Genomic DNA, 15,595 nt, shown 5'->3' with positions numbered 1-15,595 from the left:
CGATGTGAGGGGATGTCAGGGTGCGAACACACGGGCCACCCGTCACCGTCCACGGCCCTGCGCGCCGGCGGTGGCTGGGCGTGCCCGTCGGCCGGCCACGGGTGGTCGTGCACGAGCGCCGCGCCTGGTTCGACGTCGAGAAGTGGTGCCGGACGATCCTCGACGCGTGGCCGCAGGTCGACGGCATGGCCGGCCTCGACGACGTCACCGCGACGATCGGGAGCGCGCGGTGGGACCTGGCCCGCCTGCTGGCCGAGAAGAGCGAACTGGTTTCCGTACGCAACGAGGCGACCTTCGCCCAGTACGGCTTCGCCTGGGAAGACCCGCTCCGACGCGAGCTGGCGGCCCGGCGCGACCAGGTAGCCCAGCGGCTGGCCGCGCTCGAGGAGGAGATCGACCGCCGGACGAGCCGCCTGCGCACCCTGGCCGAGCAGTGCGCCCACCTGACCCGCCGACCGGCCCCCGCGCGCCAGTTGTCGAAGCGGGAACAGCGCGCCCTCAGGGCCATCGAACGCGCCGACTCGGTCATCCTGGACACCGCACCCTGGGACGTCCGCACAGACCCCGCCACCGACCTGTCGGCCCAGACCTCGGCGGTGCTGACCGCCTATCGCGAGCTGGCCGGTTCCTAGGGTGCTTCTGGCGGATCACGCGAGTCTGCGGTGCGGTCCAGGTGGTGGCTGACGTCGGCCGCAGGGCGGTCGCATACCGGGGTTGTATGTGGCCGTTCTGCGGCTGCCGTCAGGCGCCGCCTGGGCCTCGGCGCAGGCCCGCGTGATCCGCCAGAAGCACCCTAGCGACATGCGGACGGCCGGACAGATCCTGCTGGGTACGTTCCTGACGTTCACCGGCATCGCCCACCTGACGTTCGCCCGCGACGAGTTCCGGGCTCAGGTGCCGTCCTGGTTCCCGGTGGACGCCGACGTCGTGGTCGTCGCGTCCGGGGTGGTCGAGCTGTGCCTCGCGGCGGCCCTGCTCATCGCCTGGCGGCAGCCCGCGCGAGCGCTGGCCGGCGTGGCCACGGCCGCCTTCTTCGTGGCGATCTTCCCCGGCAACCTGGCCCAGTTCCTCGAACACCGCGACGGCTTCGGCCTCGACACCGACGCCGCCCGCGCGATCCGGCTGCTGTTCCAGCCGTTGCTGGTCGCGTGGGCGCTCACCGTGACGAGCGCGATCCCGGCCCTGCGCGCCCGGCGACGACGCGAGCCCGGACACCCCACGCCACCATGACCACCACGGCGACCGCGGCCCAGATGATCGCGTGGTTGAGCCGGTGGCCGGCCTCGGCCGCACAGTCCCGGGCGAGACCGGCCAGGGTCGTGCTCGTGTTCCGGTCGACCAGGGTGCCGCAGTCGTCGACATCCCACCCGGCGTCGAACCGCCCGGTCATGATCAGCGCGGCCGGCGCCAGCAACGCGACGGCCGCGGCGTAACGGCGCAGCCACTGCCCTACCGTGGTGCGCCCGATCGCGGCCAGCCCGACGGCAACGAGCACCACCGCCCCGGCGACGATCCACGCGTGCCCGGCGGTCGCCCCGGTGTGGAACTGGTGCACGAGCGGATTCCGGACGACCGCCGTGAGCACGAGCCCGGTCGAGATCGCCGCCAGTGCCAGCCCACCCACGACGTCGCGCCGCCGCACCTCGGGGCTGTCATCCACCGTCATGGTTGTCCCGGCGCGAACGAAGAGCCATGGCGGTGCCTTCCTGAGGACGGACGGTTGCGGTGCCTCCCGATCGGCCGGCCACCCGGCCGTCTGAGAAATTCGGCCCGGCCGCCAATACCTACTGCGCAGATAGGAATGCTATGCTCCTGCGGTTCCCGGACGGACCGCACTGGAGCGAGGCGCCGCGTGACCACCCTGAACGAGCAGCTCGCCGCCCTGCTGGTGGCCGAGCACGCCTTCGCGCCGGCCACGCCCGGCTTCGTCGGCGCCACGGTCGATCGGCCCGGAGCCGGCCGAGGCGAGCGTATCCCGCTGCGGCACGGCTTCCGCACCGAGGCCGGGGCGGTGAGCGGGCCGCCCTCCCCCGGGCTCGAGGCGTGCATCGCCCGCATGGACGACGACCTGGCGGCCGCGGCCCGATTGAGCGAAAACCCGGCCGCGTCCCGGAGCAGCGACGACCCGGCGGCGTCCCGGAGCAGCGACGACCCGGCGGCGGGAACACCGGCGCGCGGGGCCGTCCGGGTCGCGCTGGAAGCGGGCCTCGACGGCGGCGGACCGCTCGGACTCAGCCGGCGCTGGGCACTCGCCCACACGCTCGCCCCGGTGCTGGCCGCCGCCTTCGCCAACACCCCGGGCCCCACGGGCTGGCGCAGCACCCGGCTGGCCCGGCACCGCGAGCTGCCGGTCCTGCGAGCCGTCCGTGATCCGCGGAAGGCCTGGGCCGCGTACGTGCTGGAACAACCCGGCCCCCGGGACAGCCTGGACGCCCTCGCCCGCCACGTCGACACCGTGCGACCCCCGGTGGCGGCCCGCGGACATCTCGAGTTCGACGTCGCCGACGCTCAGCCCGGCGAAGGCTGGCGGGTCGTCGTGGCGGTCACCGCCGTGCTGCTCGACGACCCACGGGCGGCCGCCGCGGCCGAGCAGATCACGGCCCCGCTCGCCGCCGAGCCGCGACTGTGGGAGCGCGCGGCCCGCGACGCCCTCAGCGACCCCGTGCTGGCCGCCGTTGCGCGTGAGTGCTTCGTCGAGGCGTACGGGACGCTCGCCCGGCACGGAGTGAGCCGCGACCTGCGGGACCAGGTCGCGGAGTTCGCCGAGCGTTACGTCATGCGCGGCCGCTGCCCCGCCGACGAGCGGCTCAGGCCCGTTCCCCGGTGATGTACTCCTCCAGGCTCGTCCGCTCGGCCTGGAGCTCGTCGATGCGCAGCTTCACCACGTCGCCGATGCTGACGACGCCCTGCAGGGTGCCGTTCTCGATCACCGGCACGTGCCGGAAGCGCCGCTCGGTCATCAGCCGCTCGACCTCGTCGAGCAGCGCGTCCCGGTCGACCGAGTGCACCTGGGTGGTCGCGATCGAGGCGACCGGCTCGGTCAGGATCGCGGCGCCGCGGGCGGCCAGCGCGCGCACCACGTCGCGTTCACTGACGATGCCCTCGACCCGGCCGCCGTCGTGCGACACGATCACCGCACCGATCTTGTGTTCGGCGAGGACGGCGAGGAGCTCCGTCACGTCCGCCTCCGGTGGCACCGTCACCACTCGTTCGCCCTTGACCCGGAGAATGTCGCTGATTCGCATGGCCTCTCCCGTCCGCGATCCGCACTGAGGAAACCCGGCGGACCTCGCAGCGCCGCGGGGCATATGCCTACTTGGCGTTATTCACGGCCTGATGTCAAGGGCCCGAAGAGACGATCAGCCCCCGCTTCCCACTCGGCCACGAGATCGAGCGACGGGAAACGCAGCCACTGCAACTGCAGCCCGTCCATCAGGGCGACCACCTGGCGGGCCAGCACCGCGTCACCGCACAGGACCGAGAACGTTTCCACCGTACGTTCCTGGCGCGCCCGGAAGTAGTCGTGCGCCGGATGATCCGGCGTGAGCGACTCCGCCTCGAGCACCGCGAACAGCCGGACGATCTCGGGCTGTCCGGCGTTGCGCCGCACGACCGCCGCGCACGTCTCGCGCAGACCGCCCGGCGCCTGCGCCAGCACCCACTGCATGTCGGCCTCGTCGCGGTGGTCGAGCACGGCCAGCAACAGCCCGTCCTTCGAGCCGACGTGGTGCAGCAGCCCGGGCACGGTCACGCCGCACCCGTCGGCCACGTCCTGCATCGACAGGCCCCAGAAGCCGCGCTCGGCGATCAGCCGGGTGGTCACCTCGACGATCTGGCGACGACGTTCGGCGGCCGGCAGCCGAGACCTGTGCATTTGCTGACCCCCCTTGTCCGGGACACATCGTAGAGCCTAACTTAGTACTTAGTAGGTACTCAGTAAGAGGGGACGACGAGTGGACATCGACGATCAGGCCGCGCTCACCAGCGGCAGCGCCTTCTGGACGACCACGGCCGCGGGCGGCGTCCCCGCGATCACCATGACCGACGGCCCGCACGGCGTACGCCTGCAGAGCTCGGACACCGACATGCTGGCCGGCCGCCCGGCCACCTGCTTCCCGCCCGCCGTCGCCTCCGGCTCGACCTGGGATCCCGAACTGCTGCACCGGATGGGCGAGGCGCTCGGCCGTGAGTGCCGGGCGATGGACGTGCAGGTGCTGCTCGGCCCGGGCATCAACCTCAAGCGCACCCCGCTCGGCGGCCGCAACTTCGAATACTTCAGCGAGGACCCGATCCTCTCCGGCGTGCTCGCCACCGAGTGGGTGCGCGGCCTGCAGGCCCAGGGTGTCGGCGCGTCGCTCAAGCACTTCGCGGTCAACAGCCAGGAGACCGACCGCATGCGGATCAGCGCCGACGTCGACGAGCGCACGCTGCGCGAGATGTACCTGCGCGCGTTCCAGCGGGTCGTCACCCGGGCCCAGCCGTGGACCGTGATGTGCGCCTACAACAAGGTCAACGGCGTCTACGCGTCGCAGAACCACTTCCTGCTGACCGAGGTGCTGCGCGACGAGTGGGGCTTCGAGGGACTGGTCGTCAGCGACTGGGGTGCCGTCGTCGACCGCGTGGCCGCCCTCGAGGCGGGACTCGACCTGACCATGCCCGGCCCGGATGACGCCGGCGACCGCGAGGTGGCTGACGCCGTACGGGAAAATCGGTTGGACTTGGACAAAACCACAAAAAGGATCAAGCGGCTGGTCGAAATGTCCGTCTCGGACACGACGGACTTCAGCGTGGACGAGCACCACCAACTGGCCCGGCAGGTCGCAGCCCGCGGCATCGTGCTGCTCAAGAACGACGACAACGTCCTGCCGCTGCGCACCGAGGGCCAGAGCATCGCGGTGCTCGGCGAATTCGCCCGCACCCCGCGCTACCAGGGCGGCGGCAGCTCGCAGATCACCCCGACCCGGCTCGACGACGCGCTCACCGAGATCACCGCGACCACCACCGCCCCGGTCCGGTTCGCCCCGGGATACCGTGCCGGCAACACGGTGGACGAGACCCTGCTCGCCGAGGCCGCCACGCTGGCCGCGGGCAGTGACATCGCGGTCGTGTTCGCCGGCACCACGCAGGAGACCGAGGGTTCCGACCGTACGGACATCGACCTCCCCGCCGCCCACCTCGCGCTGATCGAGCGGGTCGCCGCGGCCAACCCCCGTACGGTCGTCGTGCTCTCGAACGGCGCCGTCGTCCGCACGTCGCCCTGGGACGCCGCCGTGCCCGGCCTGGTCGAGGCGTGGCTGCTCGGGCAGGCCGGCGGCAGCGCGATCGCCGACGTGCTGTTCGGCCGGGTCAACCCGTCGGGCCGGCTCGCCGAGACGATCCCGCTCAAGCTGGCCGACCACCCGTCCCACCTGGACTTCCCCGGCGAGAACGGGCACGTCCGCTACGGCGAGGGTCTGCACGTGGGTTACCGCGGTTTCGACGCGCGTGAGCAGGAGGTGGCATACCCGTTCGGTTTCGGCCTGTCCTACACCACCTTCGAATACGGCCAGGTCACCGCGACCGTCACCGGTGACACGATCGCCCTGAGCGTCCCGGTGACGAACACCGGCGGCGTCGACGGCCGCGAGATCGTCCAGGTGTACGTGTCCAAGCCCGGCTCGCGCGTCCAGCGTTCCCCGCGCGAGCTCAAGGCGTTCGCCGCCGTCGACCTCGCATCGACCGCGACCGCGACCGCGACGCTGACCGTCGACCGGGACGACCTGGCCTACTGGGACACCCGCCTCGGCCGCTGGATCGTCGAGGACGGCGACTACCTCTTCGCGGCCGGCGCCTCGTCCCGTGACCTGCGCACCACGGTGACGCTGAGTCTCGACGGCACGCCGGATTCACGCTGGCCCCTGGCCGCCGACTCGACGGTGGCCGAGTGGTTCGCCGATCCGCGCGGGGCCGCCCTGCTGACCGAGGTGTTCGCCGAGGCCCGCGCGAGCGGCGGCAGCCCGCTGGTCACGATGGCCGACGACGAGGGCATCGCGCAGCTGCTGGGCGGGATGCCGCTCGACCGCCTCGCCATGTTCCCGGGCAGTCCGTTCACCCCGGAAAGCCTGGCCAAGCTGGCCGCGCAGGCCAACGGCTAGCCTCAAGTGGTGCGGACACGGGCTCGGTGCCGCCGGACGGCATCCCGGTTTCCGCAGGCGGGCGAGCAATAAGCCTGTCTTCCCGTACGGCTGAAGTCCGCGAACGGTGTTTCACAGCCGGACGCGGCACACCGTCCGAGCCGGTGCATCCCGCGGCCGGCCAGGTGCAACGCGGTGCCGACGCTGATCAGCGTGCGCAACACCGAGGCGAGCGGCTGGCCTGGGTCGCGGTAGTGGATGTGCCAGCCGTCGTCGGCGTGGTTGGTCAGCCGCGGGTAGGCCGAGGCGAAGCGCAGCAGTTCGTTGAGCCGGGCGGCCCGCTCCTCGAGCACGGTGGCGTCGATCACGGTCAGCCATTCCGCCAGGAACTCGGCCGTGGCCTCACGGTCATACTTCGTCACCGGCAGCTCGATGACCAGGTCATACGCCAAGCAGCGGGCGACCATGGCCTGGTCGTCGGCCGGCGGGTCGGTCACCAGCGAGAGGGCGAGCCGCACCGCATCCTCGCCGTAAGGGTTGAGATGCATAAAGGCATTACAGCAGGATAGGCGACGATCTTGAAGGGGTTGTCGCCGTGGAATGGCTCTATGGGTTGGAATGGCAGCACGTCGCCCTGCTGCTGGTGGTCGCGGCGGCGGCCGGATGGGTCGACGCGGTGGTCGGCGGGGGCGGGCTCGTGCTCGTACCGGCGCTGATGCTCGGCCTGCCCGGCATGTCACCGGTGACCGCGCTCGGCACCAACAAGGTCGCCAGCATCTGCGGCACGACGTCGGCGGCCGTCACGTACTCCCGCCGCACAAAGATCGACTGGCGGCTGGCCGGGCCGGCCGCCGCGTCGGCCGTGGTGTTCTCGGGTCTCGGGGCCCTCGCCGCCTCGCACATCCCGGCGTCCTACTTCCGGCCGGTCATCATGGTGCTGCTGCTGGCCGTGCTCGCCTTCGTGGTCGCTCGCCCCTCGTTCGGCGTGGTGGTGGGCTCGACCGCGCAGACCCCGCGCCGCCGGGTCGCCGCCGTGCTGCTGGCCGGCACGGTGATCGCCTTCTACGACGGCATCCTCGGCCCCGGCACCGGCACGTTCCTGATCATCGCCTTCACCGCCCTGCTCGGCCTCGACTTCGTGGCCAGCTCGGCCACCGCGAAGATCCTCAACGCCGGCACCAACCTCGGCGCCCTGCTGGTCTTCGCGGCCGGCGGTCACGTGCTGTGGAAGCTGGGCCTGGCCATGGCCGTCTGCAACATCATCGGCGCCCGGTTCGGCGCGAGCACCGCCCTCAAGCGCGGCGCCGGCTTCGTCCGCGCGGTCCTGGTCGTCGTGGTCGTCGCGATGGTGGCCCGCCTGGCGTCGCTCTACCTTTGACCGGTATGGACGCTGTCACGCTGACCAGCGAGCTGCTCGCCATCGACACCACCAACCGCGGCGACCCCGATGAGCCCGGCACCGAGCGCCCGGTGGACGCGCTCGAGTTCGGCACCCGGGTGCTCGACCGTCTGCTCACCACCTCATCCGCCCCGTGAGTCCCGTCGTTCGGTACGACCTTTCCCATACGCGACATTCTCCGAGAAACGTTCGCAATAGTAAGAGGAGCGGCAACCCGGACGGAGAACGACATGAGCGTGCTGGCCCTGAGCGAGCCGATCCCCTCGGCGCAGGAGAGGCGGCGTGGCTTCGACGACCTCGGAGTCCAGGTCAAGGTGCTCGCCGCAGTCGGCGCGGCCGCGATCGTCGCCCTCGTGCTGGGCGTGATGGGCCTCAACGCTCTCAGCAGCGCCAGCAAGTCGGCCGAGCAGATGTACACGACCAACGTGGCCGCCACCAACGCGCTGGGCCAGATCCGCGCGGCGATCCTCGCGGCGCGGGTCGACCTCGCCAATCAGGCGCTCTCCACCGACAACGCGAGCACGACGAAGTTCTCGGACGGCTTCACCACCGACCGGCAGACGTTCGCCGCCGCGATGACGGCGTACCGCGGCAGCACCACCTCCGGCGATCCGAGCGTCCTGTCCGACCTGCAGACCAACTGGGACTCCTTCGTCGAGGTCGCCACGACGAAGCTCCTCCCCGCGGGGCAGCGTGACGCCCTGACCGACTGGGCCACCATCCGCGACACCGAGACCATTCCGCTCCTGGACAAGGTCTTCACCGACCTCGCCGCGCTGGAGACGGCCGAGAACGCCGACGCGGCCAAGGACGCAGCCGTGGCCCACCAGGGCTACACCTCGAATCGGGCCTGGACGATCGGCGTGCTGATCGTCGGGCTCGCGTGCGCGCTGGCGCTGGGTTTCTGGGTCGCCCGGCGGATCGTCACCTCGCTCGGCAAGGTCCACGTCGTCTGCGACGGGCTGGCCGACGGCGACCTGACCCTGAGCTCAGGCCTGACCAGCGCCGACGAGCCGGGCCGGATGGGCCGCTCGCTGGACGCCGCGATGGCCCGGCTCCGCGCCACGGTGACGACGATCGAGACGTCCGCGGCCTCGCTGGCCGGCGCGTCCGACCGGATGACCGGCACCGCCTCGGCCATCGCCTCCTCGGCCGACCGGACCAGCGCGCAGGCGCAGGCCGTGTCGGCCGCGGCCGAGCAGGTCTCGCGCAGCGTCGACAGCGTCTCGGCGGGCGGCGAGCAGATGAGCGCGTCCATCCGGGAGATCTCGCAGAACGCGTCCGAGGCGGCCCGGGTCGCGGCCGAGGCGGTCACGGTCACCGCGGTGACCTCGGCGACGATGAACAAGCTGGGCGAGTCGTCGGCCGAGATCGGCAACGTGATCAAGACGATCACCGCCATCGCCGAGCAGACCAACTTGCTGGCCCTCAACGCCACCATCGAGGCGGCCCGGGCGGGCGACGCGGGCAAGGGCTTCGCCGTCGTCGCGTCCGAGGTCAAGGATCTGGCCCAGGAGACCGCCCGCGCCACCGAGGACATCTCCAAGCGGGTCGAGGCGATCCAGTCCGACACCAGCGGCGCGGTCGCCGCCATCGAGGAGATCTCGATCGTCATCGAGCGGATCAGCGACTTCCAGACGACCATCGCCTCGGCCGTCGAGGAACAGACGGCCACCACCGCCGAGATGAACCGCAGCGTCACCGAGGCGGCGCACGGCTCGGGCGCGATCGCGCAGAACATCACCGGCGTGGCCGAGGCGGCCCGCATGACGAGCCGGGGTGTCAGCGAGACCCAGGAGGCGACGGCCGACCTGGCCCGGATGTCGGCCGAGCTGCGCAGCGTGGTCTCGGCCTTCCGCGTCTGACCAAAAGCGGGTAATAATAGCGACGGGCCGCAAACAATTGCTCAATGCCGCTCCGCTAGCGCTTTCCTGACAGTTCGAACAGGCATCTTTACCAGTCCGGAAGCGTAATTCCTCCTGCGGCCCGGCCCCGTTTCCCTGCGAAGGTTCCCCGGTAAACATTTCCGAGGGGGGAAACGAAATGAACTTCAGCAGGTCCACCATGCTGCGACTCGCCACGATCGCCGTGGCCGGCGCCGCGCCCGCACTCATCCTGTCCGCACCGGCCTACGCGGCCAGCGGCGTGACGAAGGCCGGGGGGACGATCTTCGTCAATGCGCAGAACAACCGGGCCAACAACATCGTGGTCAGCCGTTCCGGCAACGTCTTCCAGATCCGTGACTCGGGCGACCGGCCGCTCGCCGGACCCGGCTGTGTGCAGGTCAACAACGCCCTGGTGGCGTGCACGGCGGCCGGGGTGAACCGGATCGTCGTCAACGCGGGCAACCTGAACGACCGGGTCTTCACGAACGTCGGCACGGACGCCGTCATCAACGGCGGCACCGGCGGCGACGTCCTGCTCGGCGGCTCCGGAAGCGACCGGATCAACGGTGCCGACGGCAACGACCGGTTGCTGGGTGGCGGGGGCAACGATGTCCTCAACGGCGGCAACGGCAACGACTCGCTGATCGGCAGCTTCGGCAACGACATCCTCAACGGCGACGCCGGAAACGACTCGCAATTCGGCGACGCCGGGAACGACCGGCTGAACGGCGGCGCCGGAAACGACCGCCAGTCCGGCGGCGCCGGAAACGACTCGCTCAACGGCAACGCCGGGAACGACACGCAGAACGGTGACGCGGGCAACGACACCCTCGTCGGCGCCGACGGGAACGACACGCAGAACGGTGGTGCCGGCAACGACACCCTCAACGGCGGCAACGGCAACGACACCCAGAACGGCGGCACGGGCAACGACCGCGTCGTCGGGCTGGCCGGGGCCGACGTGGCCCAGGGCGGTGCCGGCAACGACACCGTCACCGGTGACGCCGGCAACGACCGGATCCTCGGCGACGCCGGCAACGACGTGCTGCGCGGCGGCGCGGGCAACGACGCCATCGTCGGCGGGGCCGGGGCCGACGTGCTGTTCGGCGACGCCGGCAACGACAGCCTGAACAGCCGGGACGGCGTGCGGGGCAACGACCGCAACTTCGGCGGCGCCGGGATCGACCGCTGCGTCTCCGACCTGAACGACCTGCGGAACAGCTGCGAGCTCTAGCCGCTCGCCGCGAACACGGGGTCTCGCAGAGAACACGGGGTGGAGTGCCGGTCGGCGCTCCACCCCTCCTACTTGGCCCGGGCCCGCAACCGGTCCAGGTCGATCACGGTCACCGAGCGGCGACTGGTCTCGATGATGTTCTGCCGGCGCAGCACGCGCAGGGCCTTGGTCACCGACTCGCGCGACGACCCGGTCCACGCGGCGAGCTCGTCCTGGGTGAGCGGCAGGGTGATCCGTACGGCGTCGTCCTGGGACGCTCCGAACCGCTCGGCCAGCTCGGCCAGCCGGAGCGCGATCCGGCCCAGCGTGTCGTACGTGCCGAACTCGACCCGCTTGCGATCGGCGTCGCGCAGCCGGGAGACGATCATCTTGACGATGCGTACCGCCGCGTCCGGGTGGGTGCGCAGGAACTCGAGAAACCCGTCGACGCTCACGACGTACGTCTCCAGCGGCTCCAGGGCCGACACCGAGGCCGAGCGGGGAGCACCGTCGAGCGCCGACATCTCGCCCAGCAGGGCACCCGGCCCGCGGATGGCCAGCAGCACCTCGCCGCCCTGCTCGGTCAGCGAGAACACCTTGGCCCGCCCGCTCAGCACGAGCACCACCGTGGTCGACCGGTCGCCCTCGCTGAACAGCGTCGCCCCGGCCGGCCAGCGTCGCCGGCGCCCGATGGTGAACAGGTCGTCCCGATCACCGGGGAGCAGTTCCCCGAGGAACTCACCGGGGTCGGTGCGCAGGTCCGTCTGCATGGTCACCTCCGGCCAGGTCGTGCAGCACGAAGGCCACGACCGGCTGGACGCGGCCCTTCACCGTCAGCTCGCCCAGCGGCGTGACCCGGGCGCACGCGCCGATCCGGTCGCGGGTGGACGCCCCGATCACCACCTGGCCCGGCTCGGCCCGCGACTCGAGGCGGGCGGCCACGTTCACCGCGTCGCCCATCGCGTTGAAGTTGCGCAGCGCCTCTCCCCCGATGTTCCCGACCAGCGCCTCCCCCGTGTTCACACCGACCCGGAAGCGCGGCCACTGCGGACGGGCGGCCGCGATCAGGTCCACCTCGTGCTGCATCCGCAGGGCGGCCCGGGCCGCGCGCAGGGCGTGGTCGCTCTGCCGGGCGGGCGCGTTGAACAGGGCCATCAGCGCGTCGCCGACGAACTGCACCACGGTCCCGTTCTCGCCCAGCACGGCGTGGGTGGCGACATCGAAGTAGCGGTTGAGCATCTCGACGATCTCGCCGGGCGACGAGAACTCGGAGAACGTCGAGAACCCCCGCAGATCCGCGAAGAGCGACGTCACCTCGACCACGGCACCGCCGAGCGCGGCCTGGGCCGGGTCGGCGACCAGGGCGGTCGCCACGTCGGGCGACATGTACTGCCGGAACAGCACGTCGAGCGTCCGGTAGAGGCGGGCGTTCTCGAGCGCGATCGTGATCTGCGCGGCGAGCGAGGTGAGCAGGGCGGCGTCGCGTTCGGACACCGGCCCGCCGGTCTCGGCCACCAGCACCCCGGCCGGGTGGCCCTTCACCACGAACGGCAGGCACAACACCGGGCCGGGCGGGGATGCCGCGCCCGCCACAACCTGCTGGGCGGCACGAAACGTCGACGCCGGCACGGTCCCCGCCGACAACTCCGGCGGGAACACCAGGCGACCCTGTTCGACCAGGCCGATACGTACGGTGAAACGGTCGAAGACACACGCCACACGCTCGCGGGCCGACCGCAGCAGATCGTCGTCGGCCACCACCACCCGCGCGTCCCGCCCGACCGCGACGAGCGCCCCCAGCTTGCGGATCTGATCGCGCTCGCCGGCCAGCGCCCCCGCGGCCCGGCCGAGCACCGCCGCCTGCCCGTCGGTGAGCTCGAACTGCCGCGCGACCCGCTCGGTCGTGACCGCCTGCCGATCCTCATCGGTGCCGTCCATGGCCGCGACAAGACCTTCCAAGGCTTCCCCGTACGAGGCCCGCAGACGCCGCACACTCTCGTCGGTGCCCACCGCCGCGAACAGTCCGGCCGCCGCACCCTCGTTGCGATACTGCACCCAGGCGCTGTACGCGACGTAGCCGAACCCGGCCGCCATCAGCACATGCCACAACCACCACGACGCGTGCCAGCTGCGCCCCGCCCCCATCGCCACGGCGGCCTCGGCCAGAAGCACATACGCCGTCACCACCGACAGCAGCATCACCGCCCGCCGCCGCCGATAGAGCCGGTAGTAGCGCACCGCCGCATACCCGAACAGCACAAACCCGGCCGCCGCGAGCAGAATCGCCGGCGCCGACTCGTCGTCCCCCGGCACCCGGTTCAGCGGCGGATTCCCCGTCAGCGACACCACCGCCCACGCGCCCGCCAGCCCGAGCAGTCCCGCCCGCACCCACCCCGACCAGCGCAGCAGCCGGGTGCGGGCCACTTCGGAGAGATCAACCGAGCTGAGCCCGGCAAGGATCGCGGCCAGCGTCAACCCCACCGGCGACGCGTAGGCGAACCCCGCGTTGCGCGCATCCAGCACCACTTGCGGGGTGGCCGCCGCGTGCAGTCCCAGAAAGGCCGCCGCCACCAGAAACGAAAGCCCCACCAGCAGAAGACGCGTGTCGGCCCGCTTCCTGGCGGCCCGGTTGACCACGACGGCCAGCCCGAGACTCACCACCGCCACGCCCAGCACGAGCCAGAAGTGGGCCGCCTGATGCTCCCAGTGCCCATCCCATTCCGGCCGCACGACAAGCAGCCAGAGCCCCACCATCGGAGCCGCCAGGTGAGCCACCCACACGGCGACCCGCACCGCTCCGCCGCGCCCAGCCACCGCCGTCATTGGCCCGCCTCCGGCAATCACCCTAGTCGCGCCCCACCCACCCCCACGTGTCAGAAAACAGCAGGTGGCCCACGGTCGGCCAGGTCTCACCAGACCACGTGCGCCACCGTCGACGGCCTCTTTCACGTTCCCGCCGGTGGCTTGCCTTCGGGCCCGTTGGCCACCGCGACCAACGGCACCCTGGCCCTCATCGCCCGGCTTCGCTCGGTGGCTCAGTGCTTAGCGATCAGGTAACCGAAATACTCGTCCGTGAACTGTTGTTTTCGCAGGTCGCCAGGTAAGGGCGGACCGACCTTGGCCCGTCGATCGTTGACCCACTGGACCGGCTCGCCCCAGCACCAGAAGCGGAAGTCGACAGTCTCGTTCTGCTCGATGATCGCCGACCGCAGGACGAACCAGTGGTCAGCGGAGGGGGCAGCGGCGCTTCGTCAATGCCCAACCAGGCCATGAAGGTGCCACGACGCCGGCTCGAATGGTTCAGTATGGCTGTCGGGATCCTCGCCATGCTCATTGGCGCTTTCTCCAACATGGATCAGCGACAGGTATTGCAAGGGTCATTTCCGCCGCCCGGAGATGACTTTGGAGCGGTCAGTGGATGGCGCCTTCGGGACCTCGAGCCGTGTTGATCAGGGTGACTGTGGGCCCGGCGCGCGTTGAGCCGGGTCGCCTATATTGGCGAGCGTGGATCATGATCACCTTGTCCGGGCAGCGGTCGCGGCGGCCGCTGCCGCTGATCGGCGCGCGATCGAGCAGGCGTGGCTTGCCAGCCTGGTTACGAGGGACCAGCGTCGGCGGAGTGTCTGGCCGCGGCTGACGTTCCTGCGGCACTTTCCTCAGCATGGCTTCGTGCCGTCGCAGCATTTCCACCCCACGAATTGTGGGGTGTGCGGTATGCGCGAGAGCGAGGAAGCTGTCACATCAGAGTGCCTCGCCGGCGATGCCTTCTGGTTACGGCCGATAAATGTTCCGTGGGCCGGCGCCGCGGTGGAGCGGTTCGACGGAGCAGACGATGACCACGACGTCCAGCGAGGCCGGGCAGTGCTGGAAGATATCGTTGATGCGGTCCGGTCGCTGCCCGAGTCCGCACAGTTGACGGAGCTGAACGCAGCCCTGATCGGAAAACTCAAGTCGAACAAGCTGGAGCGGACAGTTCTGCTCGAAGCTCTCGGCTACGCCGGCGCCCTGCCCGCGAGCGGATACCCGAGCTATGCGACCGAGTTCGTGTCGTTCGACGACGCGAACAGGCGAATGCCCAGCCAGTTCTACAAGAAGGAATGGGCGTACCCCGTGCGCTTCTGGACCGGCGTGGACGGAGTCGATCCCACACGGCTACCCACCGGTGAATGACGGAAGACTTTGCCCGACGCGCCAGCACTGCCCGGCAGCCCTGCCCTGATCGCGGTCGGACTCGAAGAACCGGCACCGGGGTCAACCATCGATCGGATTGATTCTTGGATCAGTTGGGTACCTAGCGGTCGGCCGGAGACGCCGGCCGACGAAACGGAGCAAGTCATGCTGGTTCTGGGACTCATCCTTCTGCTCTTGGGCATCTTCCTGAGCGTGCCGATCCTCTACACGATCGGCATCATTCTCCTGGTCGTGGGTGCCGCGCTCTGGATCCTCGGCGCCATCGGCCGCCCGGTCGGCGGCCGAAAAGTCTGGTTCTAGCCCGACCCCAACCCACGCCACCCCAGGCCACACCAAAAAGGGCGTCCACATCCGAGTGGACGCCCTTACGCCTGCCCAAGTCACTCATGACCAAAGTCCAAATCGCCGCACTCGCAGCGGTGCTCGCGCAGCGGTGCTCGCGCAGCGGTGCTCGCGCAGCGGTGCTCGCGCAGCGGTGCTCGCGCAGCGGTGCTCGCGCAGCGGTGCTCGCGCAGCGGTGCTCGCGCTGCCGCCGAAGGCGCAGCAGCGGTGCTCTAACCGCACCCACCCACCAAGCCGGCACCAGCCGTAACGCGGGGTCTGGGGGCTCGGCCCCCAGGCAGAAATGCGAAGTGGGCCTGGTCCGCGCTTCCTGCGGACACAGACCCACCACCCACGGAGCGGACGACCGGATTCGAACCGGCGACCCTCACCTTGGCAAGGTGATGCGCTACCAGCTGCGCTACGTCCGCGTTGGGGAGAACCTTACCGGATCGGTTGGGTTGGATGCGCA

At 70.7% G+C, this 15,595-nt stretch carries 16 protein-coding genes and 1 tRNA gene; 10 read left to right on the top strand and 7 right to left on the bottom strand.

Annotation, left to right across the window (positions count from 1 at the left end; translation table 11 throughout):
• Nucleotides 1–80 precede the first annotated feature (80 nt).
• Nucleotides 81–632: a hypothetical protein gene (locus tag KOI35_RS16870; RefSeq protein ID WP_215788406.1), complete on the top strand. Its 552-nt coding sequence runs from the start codon at nt 81–83 to the stop codon at nt 630–632.
• Nucleotides 633–801: 169 nt separating this feature from the next.
• A complete protein-coding gene (locus KOI35_RS16865) occupies nt 802–1,230 on the top strand; it encodes a DoxX family protein (protein ID WP_215788405.1) in 429 nt (142 codons plus the stop codon).
• On the opposite strand, the gene KOI35_RS16860 is transcribed toward KOI35_RS16865, so the two are convergent.
• Nucleotides 1,157–1,666: a hypothetical protein gene (locus KOI35_RS16860; protein WP_215788404.1), complete on the bottom strand. Its 510-nt coding sequence runs from the start codon at nt 1,664–1,666 to the stop codon at nt 1,157–1,159. The two genes, KOI35_RS16865 and KOI35_RS16860, sit on opposite strands and share 74 nt — an antisense overlap.
• A 186-nt stretch (nt 1,667–1,852) precedes the next feature.
• Here KOI35_RS16860 and KOI35_RS16855 point away from each other — a divergent pair, with 186 nt between their 5' ends.
• Nucleotides 1,853–2,827, top strand: a complete 975-nt coding sequence (locus tag KOI35_RS16855; protein ID WP_308121036.1) for a glutamate-cysteine ligase family protein — start codon at nt 1,853–1,855, stop codon at nt 2,825–2,827.
• Here the strand turns inward: KOI35_RS16855 and KOI35_RS16850 are convergent.
• Nucleotides 2,808–3,245, bottom strand: a complete 438-nt coding sequence (locus tag KOI35_RS16850) for a CBS domain-containing protein (protein ID WP_215788402.1) — start codon at nt 3,243–3,245, stop codon at nt 2,808–2,810. The genes KOI35_RS16855 and KOI35_RS16850 overlap by 20 nt on opposite strands.
• A 77-nt stretch (nt 3,246–3,322) precedes the next feature.
• Nucleotides 3,323–3,874 (bottom strand): TetR/AcrR family transcriptional regulator, encoded by a 552-nt coding sequence (locus KOI35_RS16845; protein ID WP_215788401.1) that lies wholly within the window; start codon nt 3,872–3,874, stop codon nt 3,323–3,325.
• A 79-nt stretch (nt 3,875–3,953) separates the two neighbouring features.
• On the opposite strand from KOI35_RS16845, the gene KOI35_RS16840 reads away from it, so the two are divergent.
• Nucleotides 3,954–6,134, top strand: a complete 2,181-nt coding sequence (locus KOI35_RS16840) for a glycoside hydrolase family 3 C-terminal domain-containing protein (protein WP_215788400.1) — start codon at nt 3,954–3,956, stop codon at nt 6,132–6,134.
• Between the two features lie 2 nt (nt 6,135–6,136).
• Here KOI35_RS16840 and KOI35_RS16835 read toward each other — a convergent pair whose 3' ends face one another.
• Nucleotides 6,137–6,661 carry a CGNR zinc finger domain-containing protein gene (locus KOI35_RS16835; RefSeq protein WP_215788399.1) on the bottom strand — a complete coding sequence of 175 codons (525 nt, stop codon included), beginning with the start codon at nt 6,659–6,661 and terminating at the stop codon, nt 6,137–6,139.
• 47 nt (nt 6,662–6,708) lie between these two features.
• Between KOI35_RS16835 and KOI35_RS16830 the strand changes: the two genes are divergently transcribed.
• The 4 genes from KOI35_RS16830 to KOI35_RS48415 all read left to right on the top strand — a co-directional run bounded on the left by KOI35_RS16830 (nt 6,709) and on the right by KOI35_RS48415 (nt 10,632).
• A complete protein-coding gene (locus tag KOI35_RS16830) occupies nt 6,709–7,491 on the top strand; it encodes a TSUP family transporter (RefSeq protein ID WP_438870605.1) in 783 nt (260 codons plus the stop codon).
• A gap of 5 nt (nt 7,492–7,496) precedes the next feature.
• Nucleotides 7,497–7,649, top strand: coding sequence for a hypothetical protein (locus tag KOI35_RS16825; protein ID WP_215788398.1), 153 nt, complete (start codon nt 7,497–7,499; stop codon nt 7,647–7,649).
• A gap of 93 nt (nt 7,650–7,742) precedes the next feature.
• Nucleotides 7,743–9,377, top strand: a complete 1,635-nt coding sequence (locus KOI35_RS16820) for a methyl-accepting chemotaxis protein (protein ID WP_215788397.1) — start codon at nt 7,743–7,745, stop codon at nt 9,375–9,377.
• A gap of 178 nt (nt 9,378–9,555) precedes the next feature.
• Nucleotides 9,556–10,632, top strand: coding sequence for a calcium-binding protein (locus KOI35_RS48415; RefSeq protein ID WP_215788396.1), 1,077 nt, complete (start codon nt 9,556–9,558; stop codon nt 10,630–10,632).
• A gap of 68 nt (nt 10,633–10,700) precedes the next feature.
• Here KOI35_RS48415 and KOI35_RS16810 read toward each other — a convergent pair whose 3' ends face one another.
• The gene (locus KOI35_RS16810; protein ID WP_215788395.1) at nt 10,701–11,381 is read right to left on the bottom strand and encodes a Crp/Fnr family transcriptional regulator; all 681 of its coding nucleotides are present in this window, start codon (nt 11,379–11,381) and stop codon (nt 10,701–10,703) included.
• Nucleotides 11,350–13,434: an adenylate/guanylate cyclase domain-containing protein gene (locus KOI35_RS48940; RefSeq protein WP_308121035.1), complete on the bottom strand. Its 2,085-nt coding sequence runs from the start codon at nt 13,432–13,434 to the stop codon at nt 11,350–11,352. The genes KOI35_RS16810 and KOI35_RS48940 overlap by 32 nt, the downstream gene beginning before the upstream one ends.
• A 681-nt stretch (nt 13,435–14,115) precedes the next feature.
• Here KOI35_RS48940 and KOI35_RS16800 point away from each other — a divergent pair.
• Together KOI35_RS16800 and KOI35_RS16795 are read left to right on the top strand one after the other, a co-directional pair.
• Complete coding sequence (locus tag KOI35_RS16800) at nt 14,116–14,781, top strand: hypothetical protein (RefSeq protein WP_215788394.1); 666 nt, start codon at nt 14,116–14,118, stop codon at nt 14,779–14,781.
• 165 nt (nt 14,782–14,946) lie between these two features.
• The gene (locus tag KOI35_RS16795; RefSeq protein WP_215788393.1) at nt 14,947–15,102 is read left to right on the top strand and encodes a hypothetical protein; all 156 of its coding nucleotides are present in this window, start codon (nt 14,947–14,949) and stop codon (nt 15,100–15,102) included.
• Nucleotides 15,103–15,481: 379 nt separating this feature from the next.
• Here KOI35_RS16795 and KOI35_RS16790 read toward each other — a convergent pair.
• A tRNA-Gly gene (locus KOI35_RS16790) sits at nt 15,482–15,554 on the bottom strand.
• Between the last annotated feature and the right edge of the window lie 41 nt (nt 15,555–15,595).

This window comes from Paractinoplanes bogorensis, from assembly GCF_018829635.1.
GTDB lineage: Bacteria > Actinomycetota > Actinomycetes > Mycobacteriales > Micromonosporaceae > Actinoplanes > Actinoplanes bogorensis.
This window is presented reverse-complemented; position numbering and strand designations above follow the sequence as displayed.